23 protein-coding genes and 2 pseudogenes are annotated in these 21,776 nt (G+C 44.1%); 7 read left to right on the plus strand and 18 right to left on the minus strand.

The annotated features are described in order from the left end of the window. Positions 1-228 precede the first annotated feature (228 nt). Positions 229-1,143 (minus strand): hypothetical protein, encoded by a 915-nt coding sequence (locus NVS78_RS02010; RefSeq protein WP_286357688.1) that lies wholly within the window; start codon positions 1,141-1,143, stop codon positions 229-231. Then, positions 1,130-3,010, minus strand: coding sequence for an AAA family ATPase (locus NVS78_RS02015; RefSeq protein WP_286357689.1), 1,881 nt, complete (start codon positions 3,008-3,010; stop codon positions 1,130-1,132). The genes NVS78_RS02010 and NVS78_RS02015 overlap by 14 nt, the downstream gene beginning before the upstream one ends. Positions 3,011-3,408: 398 nt before the next feature. Here NVS78_RS02015 and NVS78_RS02020 point away from each other — a divergent pair, with 398 nt between their 5' ends. After that, positions 3,409-3,765: a hypothetical protein gene (locus tag NVS78_RS02020; RefSeq protein WP_286357690.1), complete on the plus strand. Its 357-nt coding sequence runs from the start codon at positions 3,409-3,411 to the stop codon at positions 3,763-3,765. 26 nt (positions 3,766-3,791) lie between these two features. Further along, a complete protein-coding gene (locus NVS78_RS02025) occupies positions 3,792-4,088 on the plus strand; it encodes a SymE family type I addiction module toxin (protein WP_286357691.1) in 297 nt (98 codons plus the stop codon). Positions 4,089-4,297: 209 nt separating this feature from the next. On the opposite strand, the gene NVS78_RS02030 is transcribed toward NVS78_RS02025, so the two are convergent. The 7 genes and pseudogenes from NVS78_RS02030 to NVS78_RS14165 all read right to left on the minus strand — a co-directional run bounded on the left by NVS78_RS02030 (position 4,298) and on the right by NVS78_RS14165 (position 9,164). Beyond that, positions 4,298-5,452, minus strand: a complete 1,155-nt coding sequence (locus NVS78_RS02030) for a PDDEXK nuclease domain-containing protein (protein WP_286357692.1) — start codon at positions 5,450-5,452, stop codon at positions 4,298-4,300. 111 nt (positions 5,453-5,563) lie between these two features. Continuing rightward, the gene (locus tag NVS78_RS02035; RefSeq protein ID WP_286357693.1) at positions 5,564-6,295 is read right to left on the minus strand and encodes an abortive infection system antitoxin AbiGi family protein; all 732 of its coding nucleotides are present in this window, start codon (positions 6,293-6,295) and stop codon (positions 5,564-5,566) included. Positions 6,296-6,604: 309 nt separating this feature from the next. Further along, positions 6,605-7,030: a DUF5675 family protein gene (locus NVS78_RS02040; protein ID WP_286357694.1), complete on the minus strand. Its 426-nt coding sequence runs from the start codon at positions 7,028-7,030 to the stop codon at positions 6,605-6,607. 4 nt (positions 7,031-7,034) lie between these two features. Further along, positions 7,035-7,196, minus strand: a complete 162-nt coding sequence (locus NVS78_RS02045) for a hypothetical protein (protein WP_286357695.1) — start codon at positions 7,194-7,196, stop codon at positions 7,035-7,037. Then, positions 7,193-7,360, minus strand: a complete 168-nt coding sequence (locus tag NVS78_RS02050; RefSeq protein WP_286357696.1) for a hypothetical protein — start codon at positions 7,358-7,360, stop codon at positions 7,193-7,195. Before NVS78_RS02050 ends, NVS78_RS02045 begins: the two co-directional genes overlap by 4 nt. Before the next feature lie 11 nt (positions 7,361-7,371). Beyond that, positions 7,372-8,391: a rolling circle replication-associated protein gene (locus NVS78_RS02055; protein ID WP_286357697.1), complete on the minus strand. Its 1,020-nt coding sequence runs from the start codon at positions 8,389-8,391 to the stop codon at positions 7,372-7,374. Between the two features lie 91 nt (positions 8,392-8,482). Beyond that, a pseudogene (locus NVS78_RS14165) lies at positions 8,483-9,164 on the minus strand (DUF6371 domain-containing protein). Between NVS78_RS14165 and NVS78_RS02065 the strand changes: the two are divergent. Continuing rightward, positions 9,145-9,273, plus strand: a complete 129-nt coding sequence (locus NVS78_RS02065) for a hypothetical protein (RefSeq protein WP_286357699.1) — start codon at positions 9,145-9,147, stop codon at positions 9,271-9,273. The pseudogene NVS78_RS14165 and the gene NVS78_RS02065 overlap by 20 nt on opposite strands. A gap of 32 nt (positions 9,274-9,305) precedes the next feature. Here NVS78_RS02065 and NVS78_RS14170 read toward each other — a convergent pair. Together NVS78_RS14170 and NVS78_RS02070 are read right to left on the minus strand one after the other, a co-directional pair. Continuing rightward, a pseudogene (locus NVS78_RS14170) lies at positions 9,306-9,443 on the minus strand (PG0870-related protein); the annotation flags it as partial. 114 nt (positions 9,444-9,557) lie between these two features. Beyond that, complete coding sequence (locus NVS78_RS02070; RefSeq protein WP_286357700.1) at positions 9,558-9,737, minus strand: hypothetical protein; 180 nt, start codon at positions 9,735-9,737, stop codon at positions 9,558-9,560. A gap of 40 nt (positions 9,738-9,777) precedes the next feature. Here NVS78_RS02070 and NVS78_RS02075 point away from each other — a divergent pair, with 40 nt between their 5' ends. Genes NVS78_RS02075 through NVS78_RS02085 form a run of 3 tightly spaced genes read left to right on the plus strand, consistent with a single transcriptional unit; the run spans position 9,778 to position 10,563 of the window. Continuing rightward, entirely contained in the window at positions 9,778-9,903 is a 126-nt protein-coding gene (locus NVS78_RS02075; RefSeq protein WP_286357701.1) for a hypothetical protein, read from the plus strand. Between the two features lie 12 nt (positions 9,904-9,915). After that, complete coding sequence (locus tag NVS78_RS02080) at positions 9,916-10,137, plus strand: hypothetical protein (RefSeq protein ID WP_286357702.1); 222 nt, start codon at positions 9,916-9,918, stop codon at positions 10,135-10,137. Between the two features lie 12 nt (positions 10,138-10,149). Beyond that, complete coding sequence (locus tag NVS78_RS02085) at positions 10,150-10,563, plus strand: hypothetical protein (protein ID WP_286357703.1); 414 nt, start codon at positions 10,150-10,152, stop codon at positions 10,561-10,563. Between the two features lie 291 nt (positions 10,564-10,854). On the opposite strand, the gene NVS78_RS02090 is transcribed toward NVS78_RS02085, so the two are convergent. The 5 genes from NVS78_RS02090 to NVS78_RS02110 form a co-directional block, all read right to left on the minus strand. After that, entirely contained in the window at positions 10,855-11,088 is a 234-nt protein-coding gene (locus NVS78_RS02090; RefSeq protein WP_286357704.1) for a tyrosine-type recombinase/integrase, read from the minus strand. An 81-nt stretch (positions 11,089-11,169) separates the two neighbouring features. After that, on the minus strand, positions 11,170-12,177 hold the full coding sequence (locus tag NVS78_RS02095; protein WP_286357705.1) for a phage integrase SAM-like domain-containing protein: 1,008 nt from the start codon (positions 12,175-12,177) through the stop codon (positions 11,170-11,172). Between the two features lie 364 nt (positions 12,178-12,541). Further along, positions 12,542-12,955, minus strand: a complete 414-nt coding sequence (locus tag NVS78_RS02100) for an immunoglobulin domain-containing protein (protein ID WP_286357706.1) — start codon at positions 12,953-12,955, stop codon at positions 12,542-12,544. A 295-nt stretch (positions 12,956-13,250) separates the two neighbouring features. Further along, entirely contained in the window at positions 13,251-16,535 is a 3,285-nt protein-coding gene (locus NVS78_RS02105; protein WP_286357707.1) for a golvesin C-terminal-like domain-containing protein, read from the minus strand. 24 nt (positions 16,536-16,559) lie between these two features. Then, entirely contained in the window at positions 16,560-17,051 is a 492-nt protein-coding gene (locus NVS78_RS02110; protein ID WP_286357708.1) for a hypothetical protein, read from the minus strand. Between the two features lie 300 nt (positions 17,052-17,351). Between NVS78_RS02110 and NVS78_RS02115 the strand changes: the two genes are divergently transcribed. Then, on the plus strand, positions 17,352-19,835 hold the full coding sequence (locus tag NVS78_RS02115; protein ID WP_286357709.1) for a hybrid sensor histidine kinase/response regulator: 2,484 nt from the start codon (positions 17,352-17,354) through the stop codon (positions 19,833-19,835). Here the strand turns inward: NVS78_RS02115 and NVS78_RS02120 are convergent. Continuing rightward, positions 19,830-21,167, minus strand: a complete 1,338-nt coding sequence (locus NVS78_RS02120) for a sigma-54-dependent transcriptional regulator (protein WP_286357710.1) — start codon at positions 21,165-21,167, stop codon at positions 19,830-19,832. The genes NVS78_RS02115 and NVS78_RS02120 overlap by 6 nt on opposite strands. A gap of 224 nt (positions 21,168-21,391) precedes the next feature. After that, on the minus strand, positions 21,392-21,751 hold the full coding sequence (locus tag NVS78_RS02125; protein ID WP_052649415.1) for a hypothetical protein: 360 nt from the start codon (positions 21,749-21,751) through the stop codon (positions 21,392-21,394). Positions 21,752-21,776 lie beyond the last annotated feature (25 nt).

Genomic DNA, 21,776 nt, shown 5'->3' on the forward strand with positions numbered 1-21,776 from the left:
CTGCGATTACCAAAAATGAATCCCAAAAATATAAACTGACGAATAATAGTGCTTATTTTGAATAGTTTATTAACCTTTTCTTTATCAAAGAACATAAATAATACATATTAACGTCAATACTATAAAAGTAAATGCCAAGTTTCGATCTAAGTTATAAGACAATATTTCGGAACAAGTCTTAACGATTACATTTAATCTCACAAATACCCTTTCCTATTAAAATCTGATTTACAAATTAAGTTTTTTCACGATATCTTTTTTTAGCTTTGAAAAAGGGCGTTTATAAAACTCAGTCTCTTCATAATAAGTGCCAAAGATAAGAAGATATAATACTTCTTTGGTGATAGACAAAGGAAAAGCATTATTCAGACTTTTCAAATAATCTTCGGAGAAAACATCCCTAAATTGTATAAGATTTTCAACAATGTCTTTGTGTTCATTGTATATTTCCTTAATCTTAAAAAATTCGAGTGTGTTAGAGATTTTAGACTTTTCCTGTACGTTAATCAATATTTCTTTAACCTGATTGACTCTCTGAAGTGTGTAATCGAAACTAAATTTAGTTATATCATTATCAATATAAGGATGTATGTAATTGTGCAAATCCAATTCTCTGGTTCCCTTCACTGTTGAATTGCATATTTTACAACTTGGAATCAAATTATAAAAAGAAAGTGCAAATAAGGGATAGATGCTTTGAGGAAGAAAATGGTCAAATTCAGGGCGGGTTACAAATTCAGTTTTTCGTGATATAACTGTGACTGTATACATTCTATTGCAATATGGACAGACATGAATATCTAAATTTTTTGCTAATTGATAGGCCCCATACCTCCCTTTTTCTTCATTTTCTTTTTTATTAAATTCCGAATAATTAAAAATACTGCGAATCTTTTTCTTTCCAATGTATTGGACTAATACGATTTTTCGATCTTTATTTTTTTCCGGTTTGAGCTGTATTTTACCTTGATTTTCCCATTTGTTGAACGTCTCAAGCATTTCTTCCGGTTTACATTTAATGATTGATTCACATTCACTAATTGTCAGATCTGTACCTTTAATACGCTTTGTCAATATTGGCACTAAACCTTGCCAATGTTCCTCCAAAGCTAATTGTGTTTTAGGGGTATTAATATTTATCATCAGAATTCATATTTAATTCGTTTAGCTGTTTTTGTAATTCTGCTATTTTTTGTTGAATTATTGCAGCTTCTTCACTTTTTCCGAATTTCTTTATATACATGGATTGTAACTTTTGCTTTAATATTGGCTCATCTATCACTTCTATCAATTTTTTGGAATTCAAATAGTCTGTTTCTTCCAAAGAATTTAAATTATCAATAAGATGATTAATTTTATTGATCGCAAACTGTCCTATCAAACCATCTTTCAAGAAAAAAGAATGTGTCATCAGGTTATGAATATTAGCAGCGAAAGAGCGGGAAGGCCGTTCCTGATTTTCCAAGACTTTACCTTTACATAGATAAACAATATTGTAATTAGGAATATCAGATAAACTAACCGGCGAATGGGAAGCAAAAATAACCTGTAGGTTTAAATTCCTTTCATTAGTATACCCTTTCCTTAAAGTAAAAATTTCAGAGATTATTTGAATTAAGTTGTTAATATAATTCTTTTGCCATTGTAAATGGAAACCAGTTTCACCTTCATCAATAAGAAAGAGAATATTATCAGGGAAACGTTCTTTTCTTTTACTTATCCGTTCCCTGACCATGTAGAATCTTGAAAACAAATTTAAATATGATTTTTCCCCACTACTCAATTCATGCCAATCAATATCCATAAAACCAAAGTCATAGTCAGAATTTTCCTTTAGATTATTAGCCCAATATTTATTCAATTCTGCCAAATAGATGAGATAAACATCCAAAAGTTTTTGACCTTTAGACCGAGAAAGTTTAAAGGATGCATTTATGACACCCTCGTGATCTATTTTCTCTGAATCATTTAAAGAAGATTTCAATACTTCCCAAAAGTTTAAAATCGGAAAAGTATTTAATTCAAATTTTTCATCTTTTCCCAAAGCATCTAATAAGATTTTGAATCCTGTTTCAGCATCGATATCCTCAGGTTGTATCAATTCTTTTATACCCTCCAATGAATAATTCCATTGAGGCTTTTCATTATCAAAACAAAGACGGAAGTTTGTTATAAGTTGTTCTAAGATAAGTCTTTGATAAGGATCTTTACACTTTGGATTGTTTACATCATCAATATTAGCATTTCTGAATTTATCAAGTAATATTTTAAAACAAGTATTTAATCGAGAAGGAATATTTCGTTCATTTGCCGTTTTGGCCAAATATGTCGTTATTGTTACTTTTTCAGGCAGACGGATTAAGTTATTAATAGCTTCCCGTTGATCTTCGGAAATATTATTTATAAAACGAATCTGTCTCCGTGTATCCTGATGTTTATGGAAGAGCACAGAATCTTTGACTTCATGACGAAATCCCTGAATATCAATATAATCCTCGCTTAATAATACGTTAGAGGATACATCATATTTCAAATTGGGATAACCAGGTGAATAATTTGAAAAATCAATAACCGGAGAATAGAATATAGTAGTCAGGTTACTTCGGTCAATTGGTATCAATGATTCTTCCGAAGAGGTAATATCCATATTTGCTATATATCCTAATCCTTTATCTGTTTTGAATACTATTATGTAACCACTATTTCCGGTATCATATAGCCGATGGCTCCAATTATTGGAAAGAGCTATTCGCAGGGCCGCAAGCAAATTTGATTTTCCACATCCATTTTCTCCAATTATTGCAGAAACATTATTTACTCTCCCTCCGGTTTCAGCAGAAAAAAAATCTGTAATATATTTATCATTGTCTGTTTTTTCCAAGTGCAACCTGTTACGATCACGAGTAACTTTAAAAACATACTCAGAGCCAAAGTTTATGCCAGCTTCGCTTAAGTTTCTATAATGCTCTACCCAAAAGAATACTAATTGTTTCAAGTTTGAAATTTTCATAATTGAAATATTTTTAGGAAATGGTCCTATTATAGGATTCACTTCGTAACACAATATTCAAAGATATTAATTTTTGTCTTTAAGTGTTTGGTAAGATAAAATAAAGTTGTATATTTGGAATGCTTAACAATCCCAGAAGGTGGGGAATCCTGCCTTATTATTCGGCGGGCTTTTTTTATGCCTGCTGATTTGATACACGGTTCCGTACCCCCGTGGGGAGCATTAATGTGCCCCCAGCCTTCTGGGTGTTAAGCAACGGGAAAGGCGGAACCGTCTTTTTATTTCCGCCCTCACTCCAAATATCAAAAATTATAAGTACCGTTGCTTTAACACCGGAGAAAAACAATGGGCCGCAACGTCTGACGAAAAGTCAGAGGCGGTTGGAAAGGCTGTTGAAAATGGCCGGGAAACATGCTTTGACGAGCAAAAAGAATTATTCACATTACAAGAATGTGCTGGATTTTATGCAGGTTGATGCGGGAATGATGGAAACGTTGTTCCGGACGCTGGCCTGTTCGTGGACGGATGGACTGGCAGAGATTCAAAGGGCTTGCCATTATTACATCATTCATAACGGGTCCAGCAGCCAGAAGGAGAAAGAGCAGGTTGGCTGGGCTATCAGAAAATGGACGGTAATGGCGGCAAAAATAGAATTGTTCAGCCGGTTGATTTCGGAAAAGCTGTATTATTATGAGCAGATAAACAGCGAGCTGGAGGAAATTATGAGGATAAAGGCTAAAAATGCGATGGTTTAGTTATTCACTTGTAAATGCGGAAAGTTATGGCAAAGATTGATATAAGGGAAAACAGGGCAGAAATGCCGGAAAGGAGAAATGTATTGAGGAAGGTAATCAGCCCGGCAGTGGCCGAGGTGGCTGTGGAGATCAGAACGGAGACGCCGGAGGTGCATCACCTGAAGGTGCAAAGTTTGCTTGAGGAAGGAAGAAAGGAGGTTCCTTTTTTACGGTTGAAAGGGAAATGGATGAGGGAAGCCGGAATTGTGGAGGATTCGCATGTGAGCGTGACGGTGATGGAGGGGTTGTTGCTGATCCGGAGAGTGCGAAGCGAAGTGGGATGATAAACGGATGATGTTGGAACAAATATTATCAAACGGGAGGATGTCCGAAAGGGCCGCCTTCGTTGTGTGAACCCTTTATGAACCCTTTGTGAGCCCATTGAAAGAAGAAGGATTTATTGGTAATATATTTATAATCAATTATATATATACATACATCATGTCGTTGATGTACGATTTTATGAGCCAATTGTGAGCCCTTTATGAACCGTTTATTTTTTGAGCGTTTTTATTTCACGCTGTATGAATTCGGCGAGTTGTTGGGGCTGGGGCAGTTCGATGAGGTATTTGGAGACAAAGAGCTGGGTGTCGAGGCTGGCGGTCGCGTATTCGACCATTTTGGGGCCGGCGCCTGTGCAAAGGAGGATGCCGATGGGCGGGTTGTCGCCGGGGGCCATCTGGGTGTCGCGGTAGTAGGAGACGTAGGTGTTGAGCTGGCCGAGGTGTTCGTGGCGGAATTCGTCGTTTTTGAGTTCTATGATGACGTGGCAATGGAGGATGCGATGGTAGAAGACGAGGTCGGCAAAGTAGTAGCGGTCGTCGATGATGATGCGTTTCTGGCGAGCCTCAAAACAGAAGCCATAGCCGAGTTCGAGGAGGAATTCCTGTAAGTGGTCGATGAGTGCCTGTTCAAGATCGGTTTCCTCGACGGTGTCTTTCGCTTTGAGTCCGAGAAACTCAAAAGTAAAGGGGTGTTTTATGATGTCGGCAGGCTGAGGGTTGTTGTTTTGAAGTGCGGCAATGAGTTTTGAGGGGTTGAGGCTCATGCCGCAACGCTCGTATAGCTGGGTGGCGATCTGGCGGCGAAGTTCGCGGACGCTCCAGTTGCATTTGATGGCTTCGGTTTCATAAAAGAGGCGCTTGAGGGGATCGGCGATGGGAAGAAGTTCCGCTATATGGGAGAAAGAAAGGTGAGCGATTAACTTTTCCGGCGGGAAGGTGAGCGTTTGGTTACCAGCACTTTGTAATTCGTCCGACAGTGTCGGACAAATCGGAGAAAGGGGTTGTAATTTGTGTGACAGTGTCGCACGAATTGATGAAATGACAGAATCCTGCGAGAGTGTCGCAGAAATGGCGTTTAGTTGATCTGTAATAATATCCTTTATTTGCGGATAGGTGATATAGAATTGACGGGATAATTTGAAAAGGGTTTCGGTAAGCCCGCGGGTGTTTACTTGTTTTTCGAGTGTTTTGAGAAGATTAGTGCCGTATTGGGCCCGGTCCTCCCCTTTTTGCTCAAATTCGACGATGTAGAATCCGATGAGCCAATTGCGGAGGGTGAGGTTGCGGTTGATGGCTTTGATGGCATTGGATTGCAATGCGATATGGGTCTGGGAGATGGCGGAGGAAAGGTCGGGTAGTTTCATGGTGTTGATTATTATTTTGATAATAACAAAGATAATGTTTTGCAAGGCTATTTTACAATTCTTTTTTATCTGACGAAGCAAACGTTTCTTATTTTCAGTAAGTTTTCAAAATTAAAAATTGTTTTTAATATCATTCATGGTTAAGATTCTGGATATTAACTTATTTCTATCATCATCACAAACCATATTACCACCAATTTTTTCCGTTGACATTAGGAAGTTTATCATATTATTTCGGGCATGGTCTGATTTTACAATTATAAAATCCACATTTTTAGGTATGAATTTCAATACTTTATCCGTTGCAGGTTTCTTTGTTTTTCCATCATGAACCTTTTTTTGCTGATATTCTTCTTGTGTTAACCAAGGGACCTCTTCCGGTTTAGATACAGAGCGCCATTCCCGTTCAATAAAATTATCCAAAGAATATTTCCATTTTCTATCCTGCATTTTACGAATAGGCTTTGCAAATCCCAATATACCTATGTCTTCAGAATGTCTATTTCCACCATGAAATTCATCGCTTTGTTTTTTAATAACATCAAACAACAAATTATCGACTCTATGATTAGGATAATAAACAACCGGAGTTAAACTGTTTTCTATACCCCACTCTTTACTCATACCAATTGCAAACTTCCCATATCCCAATTGATCTACCAAGGATAAAGGAATATTACAAAACGATACCATTGGAATACCTATGTCTTTTACCTTCTTATGATCTCCTGTCTTAAATTGTTCTGCACAGTAAAATATTTTAAATCCATCTCTCAAAATTTTTTCTAATATCTTTTCCTGACGTGTATAGTGAAAAAAAGAAACACTGTATACTCTTGCCATATTGAATATGATTTACTATTTCGAGCATAAACATACAAAAGTATATTTAATATTTCTTTAAACTAAATATGAAATTCCATAGAGCGGTAAAGGAACAGAATGAGAGGGTGCAGTATCCAGGGAGGATGAGGTGGTAGAGGCCGGTGCGGATGTGGATGCGAGCATGGAAACGGGCGGCTTTGCGCTGGAGGCGACGGAGGTTTTTGGGAGTAAGTTTTTTGAACATGGGTGTTGGAGTATTAGGGGTTAGACTTTGGTTGATGGATTTGGAAGCGGAGATGAACGGGCGCGGATCATGAGGGCGACGGATTAACGGGTGATGTAAAGGAAGATTTCGCGGTGGGTGACCTGGATGCCACGGGCGAGGGCTTCGAGCTGACGGAGGGCGGAGCGGGATTCGGTGAGGCGGCCGTTGCGGAAGTCGATGCCGGTGAGGATGCAGCCGAGGGTGTCGGCGGGGGTGTTGCCGGCGTGGATGAGGATGCCGGAACGGTGGGGAACATCACAGAGGTAGAGTTTTTGGAGACCGTGACGGGGACTGTCGTGGAATTTGAGCCGGTAGGCGGCAAAGGGGACGGCGGTATTGGCAGTGTTGTGGAGGGTGTTTTCGGGCGGATAGTATGGCGGTTCAAGGGTGCGGACGTAGAGCCGGTTCCGGTAGAGTATGGAGCCGATGGTCCGGTCGGGGTAAAATTCTTCGCAGACGAGGATGAGGGTGTTGAGGTTGTTTTGCATGGCGTTAGGGGTTTAAAGGTTTGGGACAATAGTTTTTACAGGCTTTTTGTTTTGCTGAAACGGTGCGCTGTTTCTGGCCGTAGCAGCGGCCAACCTCCCGGTCGAGGATGTTGGGATCGATGAGGAAGTGGAAGCAGCGACCACAGTAGTAAGTGCGTTTTTTCATAGCCGGAAATGTTTACAGGGTTTGGTACGGGGTTTGACTTTTGCCCACTCATAGGCGCGGCGGTGTTCGTAATACAATTGAGCCATACGGAGGCTGCAAAAGGTGACTTCCGGGGTTTGGCGGAAATGGCGGCAGAAGCGGCATTGAGGCGGTGGTGGTTTCATGGTTGCAGGTTTTAAGTGAGTTGTAAGATGTTGACACCGATTTCTTTAAGGCGTTCGTAAATGCAGCGGAGAATGGCAGAGCAGCCGAGGCGGATGATGTCACGGAAGGTGGCGGGGACGAAGGTACAGTAGTCGTGACGGATGATCCGGCCGGAAAATTCGGTGCAGAGGGTGGTGAGATCATCAAAAACAAAGCGATCGACGGCAGCGGTAACGCCGCGGAGGGCGCTGAGGGCGCTGAGGGTGCGGGACAATCCCCAGAGTTTACCCCGGACGAGGAGACGGGGCGGGATGTCTTCGTATTTTTTGTATTCGGAAAGTAGGTTTTTGCAAAGGTATTTACAGAGGTAACGGGTGAGGTCGCGGACTTTGCGGACGCTGTGGACGTCGGTGCTGCTGGGGTTGCGCCAGCCAGAAGCGTGGCCGGCAATGTAGCGACGGCGGAGGGTTGAGGTATCCGCCTGATTGATGTAACGGTTGTAGTAGTCGGTGAAGGTGTGGATTGCGGCGCTCATGCGGTCGGTGTAGGCATCGACGTAACCGAGTTCGTTCTGGATGCGGTTCCACTTTTCGCAGAGTTTGGCGGCATTGATGAAGATGTTTGTGAGGAGGTGAAAATGGATGTTTCCGTTTTCCTGTTTTTCGGCCCTCCAGACATAGTGTATCATGCCGTTTTGTTCACGAAGTTCGGTGAGGAGCTGGTTGAAGAGACGGGATTTAATGACCTGATCGGAATGGCGCTGGGGGCTGCTCAAGGTGACAGTAATTAAGGATATGCGGAATTTGACCCAGCGGCGGGTGTCGCAGTTGTAGGCCCGTTTTGTTTTGGAGAAGAAAAGGAGCCATTTGATAGCGGCCTGAATGCGGCGGGCCGCTTTGGAGGAGACGATGCCCTCCGGATCGTTTTGACGGGGACGGCGCCAGCGATAAGGCTTGGGAAAATCATCTTCACGGCGGGGCCGGGTTTCGAGGTATTGGTCGTAGATGGCGATGCCGTGGGGCTTTATGGATATGGAGGGGATGATGATCATGATTTTTGAGTTGTGGGATGATTAGATAAACCAATTGTGTGTCGCGGGTTGCCGGAGGGGTAGCGCTCTCCCCTCCTCCGGCTATGGGGTATCAAAAGAATTGTGGCGGACGGTGGTCGAGGATGAGGTCGGCGATGTCGATACCGCGCAGGTGTTCGTCGAGGGTGGCGGCACGCTCGATGCAGTCGGAGACGTGGAGCTGGCAACGGACGAGGCGGGTGACAGTTTTGGCCTTAAGGGTCCAGAAACGATAGGCTCCGGCGTCGGGTATGGCGTTGATGATACGTCCGGAGAGCGGGAGGAAACGGTCGGGCGTGAAGTTGTATTTGCCACCGGTGGCAAGCCAAAGGAGCTTGGGATATGTAAGGGAGCAAATGAGGGCCGTTTTTTCGCTCTCGACGATTCCTACGGGTGAGCGGATGGGCCGGGAGAAGATGCTCCCCGAAAAGGCATTGGCGGAGGCGGAAGTCGCGCGGGAGTTTACCCTGTGAGATGAGGATGCAGTGGAGCCAGTTGAAGGAGCCGGCGCGGTCCTTGATGCGGTGGCCGGTGACGGGGTTATAGGCCATGATTTTGGCGGTACGGCAGTGACCGGAGGCATCAATCTGGGGGAAAACGATGCGGCCATATGTAGCGGACTGGAGCCGGTAGGTGTCGATAAGCCGACGAAGTTGATCGGCAGAGAGGTGAAGCCGGCCGGTGAGGAAACGGAGGAGCGCGGTTTGTTCGGGCTGCGAGGCAAGCGCGGAGCCGGTGAGCAGTCCTGAGGGAATGGTGGAAAAGGTAACGGGTTTGTCTTCCGCAGGCGAGGGAACGGCGGAAACAGGCGGCGGAGTGATGCCGAGACGGCAGAGGTCATCGAAGTACTGGCGTGGCGTGTAGTGGTAACCACAGGATTCGGTACGCTCGCAACGGCCTACCTTTTCGTTGAGGAAGTGACCGGTGAGGGTGTCGATGTAGCGGACAAAACAGTGGGCGGCTCCGCAAGCCGGACAGGTGAAGCGGGAGGCCATGCCATCGTAGGGCTGGAGTTTGTAACGGTAGGTATTCATGACTCAGGAGTGTTGAAGGCGTTTGTATTTGGGTGAGGTAGCATTTTCGACTGCGGAGAGGTCGAAAAGGGTGCGGCGGCCGATCTTTACGGCCTGGATTTTACCGGAGTTGATCTATGCGTGGACAGTGGAAAGGGAGACGTGGAATTTTGCGGCAACCTCTTTGCGGGTGAGGTAGCGTTTTTCGTCAGGGATGAAACGGTCGAGGGAACCGGTGACGGCTTCGGAGACGGCCTCGGTAACGATTTGTTTTAAGTCGTCGAGGGAAACGGGGATGATGATTGATTGTTCCATAACTGTGAGTGTTAAAGTTGTGGAACAAAAGAATATAAGAATGAAAGGGAAAGGAATAACAATCCATTGCAGCGAAAGGTGCAATATGCTGCAATGGGTTGCAATGTTATTTGAGGGAACGCCTTATCTGGTCAATGATGCGGAGGGTTTCGGAGTTACGGTTTGAAAGGTAGTTGTATTGTTTTCCGCGCAGGGAATTGTAGTTGAAGCGGCGGCGCTTTTTGTCGCAAAAACAGAGGTGTGCGGTGCGCCATTTGTCGCGCTGGTCGGATATTCCGAAAAACATATCGACAAAGTAGGAAAGTTCGGCGACGGTATGGAGCCAGACAATGAGCTGCCAGGAGGCGGAGGAACCGATGCCGTAAAATATGTAGGCAATGGTTTCGGGCGGAGTGGTTGACGGAATGAGCTGGTGACGGATCAGGAGGGCATGGAGGCGTCCGGGTTCGGAGGGATCAAGGGCGTAACGGTTGAAATGAGGTTTTGCCGGCGGCAGGTCGGGAAGGCTGTCGGGGATACCGGAGAGGAGACGGAGCTGGCCGACGGTTTGAAGGACGTGGTTGTAGGTATCTGCTATCAGGGTGATGATCCGGTCGAGCTGGGAGTATTGATCGGGTGGCAGGTAGAGGTGGAAGTCGTTGGTTGTCCATTGGCGGCGGATGTTTCCGATTTGGGCGGCGGTGCGTTTGATTTGACCATCAACGAGTTTAAAAAAGAGCTGGAGCTGGGTGGTTGTGAGGCAGAGTTCGACGAGTTCGGCGGAAATGGTTTCGGCGGAACAGGTTTGCAGGTAATGGAGGAACTGGGAGAGGGATATGGAACGTAAACAACAATCAAAAGAGAGGGTTGCCGGGGTTTTGGTGGCTGCAAGGTTGTTGAGTTTGGCGGATAGGAGTACGACCAATTTTACGAAGTAAAGGGTTTTGTTGAGGGTTTTCATAAGCGGGCAATTTAGGAGGTTAAGATTTTGCACATAACGGCTTTGAGGAGTTTGGCGGACCTCCTGCGAGAGTATAGGACAACAATGCACGCCGAATGAGGGCGTGCATAAGGGTTTGGGAGATAGTTCATAGCACGGTTTTAGGAGGTAAAGCTATGAATTATTAACTATATTATATTAATTAAGTGCGAAAATTCCTTTGTTGAAATAGTCTGTTTTACTAAGTCTTAGTGCATTTTCTTCGGCAGTGACGCGAATGTATTTGTAGAAGTCCCGTTCACTCTTATGGCCTGTGAATTTCATAATGGTGTGAACATCCATACCAGCCAGATAAAGAAGTGTGGCACCAGTACGACGGGCGGTATGGGTAGTAATAAGTTTGTATTTTTCAATTTTGGTTCTTACTACCATTACACCCTTTTGTTCCTCATGATCGACTTTATGAGTAATACCGGCAAGCTGGCCGATTATCTTTATATCTTCGTTGACTTTCTAGCTGTAGGATTTGGGAAGAGTGTAGTTGTATTTTTTCAGAATACGATTTAAACGGGGTGAAATTGGGATCACGACGTCGGTGTTGGTTTTTTGTTGACGGATTTTAAGGGCTTTTTTATGGTTGGGTAGCTCGATCAGGTTGTCTTTATTGATGCGGTGGTAGTCACTGTAACGCTGCACGGTGTAGATTCCACACAGGAAAATGTTTCTCGAATCTCCGAGTTCAGGATGAGCGGAAAGATCGACTTTTTCAAATAGTTTAACCTCGGCAGCTGTCAAATAGATGGTATCGGATTCGGCGGAAATGGTTTTGAATGATTTTAAGGTGGTCTGGGTGTTGGTGTGCAGTTTTTCTTCGCGTGCCTGATTGACTAATTGTTTAAGGACTTTGATGTGTTTACCGGTGGTCTGAGGTGTGTATTGCTTTGCGTTGCAATGGTGAAGAAATTCGTTGTAAAAGTCCATCGTAACCTCCTCAAAATTAGAATAGTTTTTTTCCTGCATAAAAGCAAGTATGACGTTTACGCTGTTGTTCCGGCTGCGTACGGTGTCCGGTTTGAAAGGGGTGTTTTTGTCCGTCAGACGGGTGCCGTCTTTAATCTCTTTTTTGTAACGGGTAAGGTAATCGATCAGGTTCTCTTTTAGTTCCGGAGCAGATTGTTTGGCTTTTTCTGCTTTGATTTTGTAAAATTGATCTATGACTGTTTGTAACCACGTTGCCGGCAATTCGGCCCCATTGGATCGGTTGAAGGAGTTTAGTATGTGTTTTTTGAGATCGGACAGGTTGTCGATCAGGTGTTGAGCGTATTTGTAGGTGAAGGTCTCGGAAAATATTTGTGCGTCGTCTTTGATTGTCTCGCACTTGGCGTCCCATGCCCGCATGGGAACGGTGTAGGAGGTTTTGCCGTTTAAAATACATTTACGGCCATTGGTGAAACGAACCCGGACGGTAACATTGTCCGCATTTTTTCGACTGGATCGTACGATGTAAATTACCGATGCCATGATGTTGATATTAAATTGTTGTTAAAATTTGCGCAACCAAACATGCACTCCACCGAATCTTATAATACAAATATAGTAAATATTTTACTGATTTCCAATAGTTTACTGAATTTTATTGATGTGGGAAAATAGAATAAAATAAGGATTTTATATTCCCCACGGAATCACCCAAAAAAATAAAACCAACTGGTTAAGGTTGGTTTTATTTTTTTGCAGAATAATACACACAGGATATATTAATTTATTCAACTATGATTAAATGCCGATCCTGGCATCCCCAAATTGTAAATCCGGGATCACGGGATCTTTTAATCACCGAATCTTTAACTAAGCACTTTTATCCCCGGCTCCATCTGCTATAATCTTATTTAAAGTATTGTATGACTTTCAATTTAGCTGTCGAATAAGCCTCTCCCGCTACATTTTTTATACGCACCGTATATTCTCCTTGATCCTCCATACGAACATCTTTAATTATAAGCGTGGAAACACCATTCTTTGTGTCGATTCTAAATCTTCCACCGGATTTGATTTCAACACCGTCCTTATACCACGTAACCTCACACTCGGGGATACCAACAAATATAACTTCAAACATAGCATTTTCACCCTCCCGAACAACAAGGTCACGGAGCTTTCGAGTGAAACTTGGTATCTGGTAATCAGCATACAGACGATTCACAATATTAGAATCACTCAGTTTCACAGCTTTTCCATCAGAGCGAAAACTGGTTAACGTTAAAAACAACGCTAAAATTAAGATTATTCTACTTTTCATACCTTTTTAGTGTTTAATTTTTTTAATTAATAATTTCAACAATTCAAATATAGCAAATAATATATAATTACAACTACAATTTTAAAAATATATTAATATAATACACCTACATGTCAAATTACCTTAATCAGTTGGTTCTATTCTTCATCAAAATTGTACACACAAGGTATATTAATCTATTCAACTTATGATTAAATGCCGATCCTGGCATCCCCAAATCGGAAATCCGGGATCACGGGATCTCTTAATCACCGAATCTTTTAACATATAGCAGTTTTATCCCCGGCCCAGGGTGCTACTCTATTTTTATCCACTTCACCGCGTCAGCCACGATCGCCACCTCTTTTCTTCGCCGGGGATCCTTGTCGGAAAGTACCACCTTGGCCTCCCCCGCCGGGAAATCATACTCGCCGAGCAAGGCCCAACCACGGGAGCCCACGCGCTTGGGTATCGCGATATCCAGATCCACTGCCACCTCCTCTTTTTTATCCCCGTGGAAAACCGTGTAGTAATTAACTACTCCTCCCGGACGACCTATTCCGATAGCAAGAGATTGTACATGCACTTTAGCCATGACCCGGTAACGCCCAGCTTCAGGGAGATTCACCCGCCACGTGGCCGTCGATTTACCCTCTCCTCCCTCGATACAGTAACAACCTCGTATCGAATCCCCTTCCGCCTCCGGCGTGATCACGAATCCCCAGCGAGAGGTATTGCCGCCCTGTCGAAAACTACGCCGCAAGGGAGGTTCCTTCCTGAACCATTTTTGAAACAAGGTGAGGTTACCGTCCACTAACTCGAAACCGGCATCCTGATCATCCACCACGAGCTCGTTTTTATTTTCTCCTGCCAGGAATTCTTCTATCGGGATTGAACGCCATTCCCCGCCTATTTCACCGAAACTCCTCCCGTCTCTCTCTTCATAACTATCAAAAATAAAACCAGCCGGGCGGTTAGCGGATAGTCTCGTGAGAATACCGGATCCCCCTTTCGACACGAGGGTGTACGCCTTCGCTTCCCCGGGGCCCACGTAACAAGCAAAATCTTCCACGTCGCCATATTCACTCGTCAAGTTGCACTCCATGGAGACCACCCCTCCCGTCTTGCCGGCGTTCATGACCCGCCCCTCCACTTTCGAGAGTTTCATCACGGGATCGTAATACACCCCATCATTTTTTACCCTGAAAAACTGCTGGTGTTTAGCGTGTACCCACCCCATCACGATACTATCCACGTCCACGCCCCAGCGAGCGCTCCAAGCTCCCGCTAAAGAGTCATAATCGACCTCCCCGTGACCGCGAAGGCTATCGAGACTGCCACGCCACACCCGCCGGGGAACGTGTATCGAGAAACGAGACCGCAAGTCTTCTGTTTTAAGATACAAGATCCACTCCCGCAAATCTTCCCGCAAACCGGGATCCGATAATATATCTTCCAGGGTATGTTCCAAAAAGTAATCAAGCATGAACGCCTGTTCCGAGAACGAGAAACTGTTAACAGGAGGTCTCCTGTTTTGTAAAAGTTCGAAAACCCGCCCCATAAACGGGTATTTTAAAGAATGTACCCAGACATTCTTGTCATCATCGAGTGACTTCACCCGGCTACCCGTGTAATACGGTTCTTTTATTTCATACCCGATCCCCCGTAACGGGTGACTGTTATCACTCGGGCAATTACCGCTGAACAAGGACTGGTACAAGGGGTTAAAAACCGCGAAAAATTCATCCCCCGTCTTTACCTTTTCCCCCGTCACGACATCGAGCATCCAGTACTCGAATCCCCGCTCACGGAAAAAGACGATACCCGGTTCCGTTAAACCCGCCAGCGGTTTACCCACCCCGGGGGACAACCGGAAAGAGACCGGCACCTCCGAGAAATGAAGGTAAGGGTTACGGGGTTCGTACCAGCCCATCCCGGGAAACCTCCTGTAATCGTACCAGTGATAGATCGTCTCGCTACGCCAGAAAGAGGTGAAAAAACGTTGACTGATACCGGAGAACATTCGGGCTAAATCCCGTCCCCAGCTCGTAAGGTTAAAACGGAAACCGAAACTCGAGTCGACCGGCGCGGTGTAATTCAACGTGTTCGCACCGTACAACGCGATCCCGTTCAGCGGGTTGTGACTCGTGAAACGAATCCCGTCCTTCACCTTACCCGGGACTCCCTGCGAGACCACCGTCTTTTGAAGAGGGTTTTCCACCTCTAACGTGAAAAGGGTAAAATCACGACCCGTGGAAAAAGGCATGAAAGGATTAGACGGGGGAATAGACACCGGGTACCAGCCACTCGCCGGCGTCAACAGGAGAAAATTATTCTCCACGAAAGAACCACGGCGACCCGTCGGGAAAAAACAATCGTTATAAAAAACAGCCTCGTGGTCCTTATCAGGCAAGTGCAGGTCACAATAACGATCGTCTATCGTTCCCTCGTAATCGATATGTAAAGACAAGGTATCGCCCGGCAACAGGACTCGATCGATCGAGATCACCTGTTCATCCCGGTTGTAAGACAAGGCGTTCTCCCCGGATTTAACCGACAAGACACGCAAACCGGGGTTAAGGAAAAGAACGACTCGATCCAAAACCTGTTTTCCCGGGTTATAAACCAAGAGATTACTCTCCGCTTTTAATCGATTACCACTCTGCCGCAACCGGATAGCGTGCTTCTTCACCCGGCAAGTCTCCTCCCGCCAGTGACGGGAGAAACTCGAACGGTAATCTTCACGAGCGGAACGATCACGGTAAAAAGAATACTCCAGCAAGAATGCACCGCCCAACCCCGTTAAAAAAAACAACAAACCGACGAGTACCTGAGTTTCACGGGTCGAGCGGTAATTCGGGATTCGCTTGAAACGGCTCACGCTCCACGCCAACAACCCCAGCCCCAACAACGCGTAAGCCAGGCGATGCAATAAATAACGGGGAAGGTTTAAATGACCCACCAGTTCCGAGAATAGATTGGGCACGCCGCTACCCGTGTAATCGAGCGTACCGTGCTGAAAATAAGGCAACCAGAACAAGCAAGCAACCAACCATGCAAGGGAAAGAGAGATCGCGAGATAACGGGAACCCGTGACACTGCTTAACCAGAAGGAAAAACCGCCCACGAGCAGCCAAGACGGAAGGTTCAGCGTCAACAGGTAAAACAGGTAGCACGACCAGCTTACCGGGGCCAGGCTCGTCAAGTTCACGAGAAAAACACTGGACAGGATCACCACCACGTTCATCGAAAGGAAAAGCAATCCGTTACCCGCGATCACGCCCCAGAGATAAGTCGTGTTACTCACCGGGCGAGCCAACAACGCTTCCGGGGAACCCCGGTGATCGAGCCGACGGGGAATTTCCGACATCATCACCGCCAGGAACAACGATTGAATAACGCTATAAAGGTAAGCGTTAACCAGCGGCATGGAACAGGGAAAGGCAACCATTTTCCAGTTCCCCGCCCCCGGGCCCTGCCAGTAAACGTGACACGACACGATCCCCAATAGCGAGAACAAGACGAAAAAACGGAAAAGCCAACTTCGCCCCTGCTGTTTCATCTCGTATCCGGCAACGTGAAAAAAAACACTCGTGTTCATGTCATCTTATCTTTTAATTCTAATCTACGCTAATACAAACATGTTGGATTGCCAAACTAAACTTTTTTCCTCGATACAAGCTAAACGGGAAAAAAGAAGACCGTGATTCATACCTTTTAAATCATCCGTCTTACCCATCCTTGAAATCATTGAATCACCAGGTTTCTGAAGCACGATAAGTTCCACGATCAATTTTATATCATCAGGTATACCTGCATCTTTAAAATGATGACCAAATTCATAAATTCCATTTTCTTCTGCTGTCACTCCGACATAACAAAATATACCCACATCTATTCCCACTTCCCAACAATCCTTATCAATTACACCTATTTTTTGTCTAACATAAATCATTTTCTTAGAGTCAAATTCGACACCTAAAAAACTGACCGTGAAGTTTTCCCCTTCATAACACACCTGCGTACGATAAATCACTTCACCTAAAGCCACGTTCGTTGATATCCCCCCGACCAGAAGAACCAGCGTTAACACTAATAGTTGAATCGTTTTTTTCATAATTCTTAATTTTAAAAGTTTAGTACGATAGTTATTTAAATGAATATTATTATAAAAGATAATATTTGTGTAAAATTAAGGTAATTATTTTTCATATCAATACACCATACACGCATAATATTTATTATTATAATATAATTTATATTAATCTAACAAAACACGAATAATTCACAAAAAAAACGTTTCGTATTCATACTCTTTTAATGGCATCTGTACTTGTTTATTTTACCCTTTCATCCGGGACGACGAGTGTACATTTCGTGATCTTTTTGTATATTCGCAAAAACGAATTCACGGGACATGCAAAAACTTTTCAAATTCACCAAACTGAAACTGATTGCCGGATATCTTATCCTGCTCTTTCTGGCAACTGTGGCCATTATCTTTATCTACAAAGAGACGCTGCAACTGACCGAAAAAGATCCCAAAGAAACCATCACGCAAACAAAACTATTCATCATCAGCAATACATTGGCCAAACTTTATGAAGCGGAGGGCATCGGTATCGCTTTCTCACAGACCAATTCCAAAACGAAATTCAATCGTTATATAAACTTGATGAAAGAGGTTCGGAGAAATATGGATACGCTAAAAAACCTGACTACCATAAAACTTCAGAAAAAAAGAATAGATACGATCAATTATCTTCTCAACCAAAAAATCGATAACCTCAAGGCTTTAATGGAGGTAAAGCAAATTTCCCTTCCGGAAGATTTCTACAATATCGCCATCGAACGGGTCGAAGCCATAAAAGACAGTACCGCCGTGGAACCGGAAGAGACAACACCCCAAACGATCACCACATATGATAGCGTGTATACCGTGAAGAAAAGAAAAGGCTTTATGGGACTTTTCTCCCGCCGGGACACCACGCTTCAAGTTACGATCAAGCATATCCCAGTCGATACGATCACACAGGAAAAACCCGTGGCAAAGACAGATTCATTAGTCACGGTAATCAAATCGGCCTGGGACGAATTTCAGCAACAGAACCAGGAGATGGCCAAAGAGGTCTACCGGAAAGAGATTGCCGTTATTCAAAGCGGACAAAATATCACGGAAAGAATAAAACGCATCCTCAGCGATCTGGAAAATGAGGAATTCGATCATACCATCACGAAGATGGAACAGCAACAACAGTTGACTCACAGTATTACACGCACGATAGCATGGATTGCCATCATATCCTGCGTATTGGTCATCGTATTTATTTCCCTGATCATAAGCGACATCTCCCAAAGCCAACGGTACCGAAAAGCTTTAGAGGAAGCCAAATCATTTACCGAAAAACTTTTACAAAGCAGGGAACAACTCATGCTGACGGTTACCCACGACATCAAAGCACCTCTTAGCTCCATCATGGGATATATTGAACTTCTGAACAACACATCTTTAGAAGAGCGTCAACGTTATTTTCTCCAAAACATGAAAAGTTCCTCCGAACACATTCTTCATTTAGCCAATAATCTGTTGGACTTCTCTAAACTGGAGTCCAACAAAATGGACATAGACCACGTTCCGTATAATCCGGCCCGTCTGCTACAGGAGACAAGCGACAGTTTACAACCTTTAGCAGCGAAAAAAGAGTTAATATTACAAAGCAACATAAGCTCGGCCTTGGATACCTCATATTCGGGAGATCCGATGAAAATCCGGCAAATAATCATCAATCTGTTATCGAATGCCATTAAATACACCCGGGAAGGAAGAATCGAGTTATCCGCCTTCGTGAGCCCCACGCAGGCAGAGACCTTAATTATCGTCATTAAAGACTCCGGACCGGGAATGACCCGGGAAGAGCAGGAGTTGATTTTCAAAGCATTCACGCGCTTAGATGCACAACACAATAACGGAGCCGAAGGAACGGGTCTCGGACTAACGATCACTCAACAGTTGGTTCAGCTTCTGGGCGGAGAGATCAGCCTTGAAAGCGAGAAAGAGATCGGCAGTAGTTTTACGGTCAAACTTCCCCTGCTGAAAGCTACATCCCCGGTAGAAGAGCTGCCCGAAAAAGAGGAAACCATTCTTCCGGAAGTTCAACAATTGAAAGCCTTGTTAGTAGACGACGACCCATTACAACTCCACATGAGTACCGAACTGCTCAGACAAAAAGGGATTGTTTGTACATCTTGCAATGATCCGACAAAAGTATTGGAATATTTAGAGAAGGAAAGGTTCGATATTATTCTTTCCGATATTCAAATGCCCGGAATGGACGGATTCGAATTGATCGAGCAAATCCGGAGATTTCCGGATCCGGACATTCAAAAAATCCCGGCAATAGCCCTTTCCGCCAGAGGAGATATGAGGGAAAACCATTATAAAAAATCGGGTTTCTCGGCCTATCTGAATAAACCGTTTACACCGCAACAACTTTTCGAATGCATAGCCAAACTAACCGGATTTTCAGTAAAAATAAAAAATACGGAAGGAGAGTCCGTGACAAATAACCTTCCTTACGATTTAAACAGCATAAAAATATTTGCCGACCACGATCCTCAGGCTATAAAGGAAATCATCCGCTCCTTCATTAGGGACTGCGAAACCAATTTCTCGACATTAGCCCAACTTCTCGATAAGAAAGAGTTCCAACAAATCGGCAGACTGTCCCATAAGATGCTGCCCATGTTCAGACAATTTGCCATAGAAGAGATTATACCGCTCCTGGCCTTTTTGGAGCAAACAGATTCTGCCCGGACTCCGGAAACCCAGATAAAAGAGCAAGTTGAAAAAATCATCCGGCAAGGAAAAACGATTTTGGAAGAATTGAAAAAAGAGTTATAAATCCTCCAACCCGAAATGTTTTAATTTACTGTAAAGGGTCTTTCTATCGATTTGGAGAATGCGGGCCGCCTCGCTTTTGTTATTTTTGCACCGAATCATTACGTCCCGAATCAACTCTTTTTCCATATCCTTACGACTTCCGACGCTCTTCTCGGGAGAAGGGGCTTGTTGCTGCCATAATTCAGGCTGCAGACACTCTTTAACAATAAGTTTTCCGGGACACAAAAGAGTCGCTCTTTTCACCACGTTCCGCATCTCGCGAAGATTTCCCGGCCACCTGTAATTCCGGAAAATATCGACAACACTCTCGTCGAAACCGACAACCTCTTTTCCTAAATCCTCATTGGCATTATCTAAAAAATGATTGGCAAAAACCATAATATCTTCCTTCCGCTCTCTTAAAGGTATCGCCTGAATAGAAAATTCATTCAACCGGTGAAACAGATCTTCCCGGAACTTTCCGGAAGCTACGGCTTCCTTTAAATTCTCGTTCGTGGCGGTAATGATACGGACATCGAAAGGAATATCTTTCAGCCCCCCGATCGGATGAACCTTTCGTTCTTCCAACGCCCGCAGCAGCTGCACTTGTACATCATAGGAGAGATTGCCGATCTCATCCAGGAAAATAGTCCCCCCCGACGCTAAAACAAAGTAACCTTCCTTATCGGAAACAGCCCCTGTAAACGAACCTTTTATATGACCAAAAAACTCACTCGCGGCCAAATCTCTCGGGACCGCACCGCAATCCACCGCCACGAAGGGAGCATCCTTTCGGCTACTCATCGAATGAATCAAACGGGCGATATACTCCTTTCCCGTTCCGCTCTCTCCATTGATCAGTACACTCATGTTCGTGGGTCCTACCAAACGAATGTAGTCGTACAGCTGATCGGCCTTCTCGCTTATTCCTTTAATATAAGTGATTTCCGATGTTTTTGCGGAAGAGGCTTTTCCCTTCTCCTCGGGTTTCGTTTCCAATTTCAGGGCTTCCTGCAATTTTTTCAGAATCTCATCGGGGATAACCGGCTTGGATACATAATCGAAGGCTCCCAATTTAATAGCCGTAACGGCCGTCTGAATGTCGGCATAACCGGTCATTAAAATAACCTGAGCCTGAGGAGTTTTCTCTTTAATGATACGAAGCAGATCTATCCCATCTTTATCCGGCAAACGCAGATCCGTGAGAACGACATCAAAAGCGGTTCCCTCCAATTTTTTTACGGCCTCTTTGCAGGTAAAAGCATTCTCTACTTCAAATTTACGCTTCCCCAACCAATTTTTCAACATGATACAGAAAGTCGTATCATCATCGACTACTAAAATTTTTGCCATAGATCGATTATTTATCTTACGAAAATAACCTTAAACGACTAAACAAAAAAAGATTTAACGCTATTTAATAAATAAAGAATCTTGAGGCGTTACGCCTCGGACCACCTCCACACATTCGGCGATACGGATCAAAAATTGATTATTATCTACATATACAACGAAAAGGAGGCTATCCCGGAATAGATCCGAACAGCCTCCTACAAATGCACGATTATGTACCTCACTTATTTCTCCCCTTCACTAATGAATTTCCCGTCTTTATCATATATGACCGTGATTGTTTGTTCATCTTTTTTCAAAATCAGTTTATATTGGTCGTTATCACCTTTATAAGCCTCTTCAATCGTATAGCCCTCGTATTTTTTCGCAACGGCATCCTTTACCGCTTGCGGCACATCGGCTACGTCAATTTTCGTCCAAACCACATCCGCCCGAGTGATCAGACTCAACATAACTTCCTGCTTGGTTGTATCCGGAATAACCGTATCTCTGGCAATAGTCTGGTGGGACGCTGCCACAACATAATTTGAAAAACCAAACACAACAACTGCTACGACTACGATACTTTTCAATACATTTTTCATAATTTCCCGTTTTAAAATTAAACTC

The sequence above is a fragment of the Gabonibacter chumensis genome, from assembly GCF_024741215.1.
Lineage (GTDB): Bacteria > Bacteroidota > Bacteroidia > Bacteroidales > Marinifilaceae > Gabonibacter > Gabonibacter massiliensis.

Excerpts from the sequence above, each read along its gene's own strand:
- NVS78_RS02025 (WP_286357691.1), top strand. The coding sequence starts at position 3,792 with ATGGCAAAGATTGATATAAGGGAAAACAGGGCAGAAATGCCGGAAAGG.
- NVS78_RS02070 (WP_286357700.1), bottom strand. The coding sequence starts at position 9,737 with ATGGAACAATCAATCATCATCCCCGTTTCCCTCGACGACTTAAAACAA.
- NVS78_RS02115 (WP_286357709.1), top strand. The coding sequence starts at position 17,352 with ATGCAAAAACTTTTCAAATTCACCAAACTGAAACTGATTGCCGGATAT.
- NVS78_RS02010 (WP_286357688.1), bottom strand. The coding sequence starts at position 1,143 with ATGATAAATATTAATACCCCTAAAACACAATTAGCTTTGGAGGAACAT.
- NVS78_RS02110 (WP_286357708.1), bottom strand. The coding sequence starts at position 17,051 with ATGAAAAAAACGATTCAACTATTAGTGTTAACGCTGGTTCTTCTGGTC.
- NVS78_RS02045 (WP_286357695.1), bottom strand. The coding sequence starts at position 7,196 with ATGAAAAAACGCACTTACTACTGTGGTCGCTGCTTCCACTTCCTCATC.
- NVS78_RS02050 (WP_286357696.1), bottom strand. The coding sequence starts at position 7,360 with ATGAAACCACCACCGCCTCAATGCCGCTTCTGCCGCCATTTCCGCCAA.
- NVS78_RS02020 (WP_286357690.1), top strand. The coding sequence starts at position 3,409 with ATGGCCGGGAAACATGCTTTGACGAGCAAAAAGAATTATTCACATTAC.
- NVS78_RS02100 (WP_286357706.1), bottom strand. The coding sequence starts at position 12,955 with ATGAAAAGTAGAATAATCTTAATTTTAGCGTTGTTTTTAACGTTAACC.
- NVS78_RS02105 (WP_286357707.1), bottom strand. The coding sequence starts at position 16,535 with ATGAACACGAGTGTTTTTTTTCACGTTGCCGGATACGAGATGAAACAG.
- NVS78_RS02075 (WP_286357701.1), top strand. The coding sequence starts at position 9,778 with ATGAAAGGGAAAGGAATAACAATCCATTGCAGCGAAAGGTGCAATATG.
- NVS78_RS02095 (WP_286357705.1), bottom strand. The coding sequence starts at position 12,177 with ATGGCATCGGTAATTTACATCGTACGATCCAGTCGAAAAAATGCGGAC.
- NVS78_RS02035 (WP_286357693.1), bottom strand. The coding sequence starts at position 6,295 with ATGGCAAGAGTATACAGTGTTTCTTTTTTTCACTATACACGTCAGGAA.
- NVS78_RS02090 (WP_286357704.1), bottom strand. The coding sequence starts at position 11,088 with ATGGTAGTAAGAACCAAAATTGAAAAATACAAACTTATTACTACCCAT.
- NVS78_RS02040 (WP_286357694.1), bottom strand. The coding sequence starts at position 7,030 with ATGCAAAACAACCTCAACACCCTCATCCTCGTCTGCGAAGAATTTTAC.
- NVS78_RS02120 (WP_286357710.1), bottom strand. The coding sequence starts at position 21,167 with ATGGCAAAAATTTTAGTAGTCGATGATGATACGACTTTCTGTATCATG.
- NVS78_RS02125 (WP_052649415.1), bottom strand. The coding sequence starts at position 21,751 with ATGAAAAATGTATTGAAAAGTATCGTAGTCGTAGCAGTTGTTGTGTTT.
- NVS78_RS02055 (WP_286357697.1), bottom strand. The coding sequence starts at position 8,391 with ATGATCATCATCCCCTCCATATCCATAAAGCCCCACGGCATCGCCATC.
- NVS78_RS02030 (WP_286357692.1), bottom strand. The coding sequence starts at position 5,452 with ATGAAACTACCCGACCTTTCCTCCGCCATCTCCCAGACCCATATCGCA.
- NVS78_RS02015 (WP_286357689.1), bottom strand. The coding sequence starts at position 3,010 with ATGAAAATTTCAAACTTGAAACAATTAGTATTCTTTTGGGTAGAGCAT.